Genomic DNA, 1,086 nt, shown 5'->3' on the forward strand with positions numbered 1-1,086 from the left:
GAAGCATTGTTTGCAACCACGAACCCGAAGGCAGCGGAAGTGAAAAGAAATTCAATCATCTCTGCTCGCGTCGGGTTTAATTTTTCTTTTACGGCAAATAACGTACCGGGAACAACGCCCGCAGAACCGGCAGTCGGAGTGGCACAAATCATTCCCATTGCTGCATTCACTTCGTTCGTCGCAACAGCTTTACTGACGGCATCCAATAATAAATTGCCTGCGAGCGCCTTGCCCGTCTTGATATAATTTTGTAAAAGAACGGCATCTCCGCCCGTTAGGCCTGTCACGGACTGCACTCCTTTCAGACCTCTTTCCACCGCTTGTTCCATCACTGTCAAATTCCTGTCCATCTTTTCGATGATCTGTTCTCTCGGCAAGCCTGAGAACTCCATTTCTTGTAAAATCATGATTTCCGCGATTTTTACATTTTTACTTTCAGCAAGTTCAACCAACTCTGCTACATTTCGGAACATGTTTTTACCTCCATATCTATGCCAACACTTTTAATGATTATCATTCAACCATCCTTATGACTTGCGACACATTTTCCAATCCTTCAATTTCCTTCATGATATCGCTCTTGATTTTCTGATCGACCTCAATCACCATGAGGGCCATTTGACCTTTTTCTTTTCGTGAAACTTCCATATGTCCTATGTTAATTTCATGATTCGCCAATACTGTCGAAACGGAAGATATGATTCCAAACACATCGTTGTGTACGACTAGAATGGCTGGGTTTTCACCCGACAATTTAAGCTTGAACGTATTCAGCTCCGTTATTTCTATCGTTCCGCCGCCAATTGAGATTCCCACAAGTTCTAATTCTTTATCTTCGTCGAACAGTCTGATTTTGACTGTATTGGGATGATCCATCACAGTATCCTCGATTGTAAAGGAAACTTCCATACCGGCTTCTTCCGCTATCGTTAAAGAAGTGGGGATTCTTTCATCATCCGTATCGAAATCCAATATCCCGCCTACGACAGCAACATCCGTACCGTGTCCCCTGTATGTTTTTGCAAAAGAACCATATAAAGAAATAATGGCTTTCTTCGGTTGCTTTCCGAATAGTGTCCTTGCTAC

Annotated in this window: 2 protein-coding genes; both read right to left on the reverse strand. The window is 42.9% G+C overall.

Annotated elements, in window-relative coordinates:
* On the reverse strand, positions 1-473 hold a 473-nt coding region (locus ACFWE9_RS27045; RefSeq protein ID WP_230163067.1), incomplete at its 3' end, for an L-serine ammonia-lyase, iron-sulfur-dependent, subunit alpha.
* A 40-nt stretch (positions 474-513) separates the two neighbouring features.
* Positions 514-1,086: L-serine ammonia-lyase, iron-sulfur-dependent subunit beta (gene sdaAB, locus ACFWE9_RS27050; RefSeq protein ID WP_230163065.1), on the reverse strand; the 573-nt coding region annotated here is incomplete at its 5' end.

It is taken from the genome of Peribacillus sp. NPDC060253 (genome assembly GCF_042727425.1).
Taxonomy (GTDB): domain Bacteria; phylum Bacillota; class Bacilli; order Bacillales; family DSM-1321; genus Peribacillus.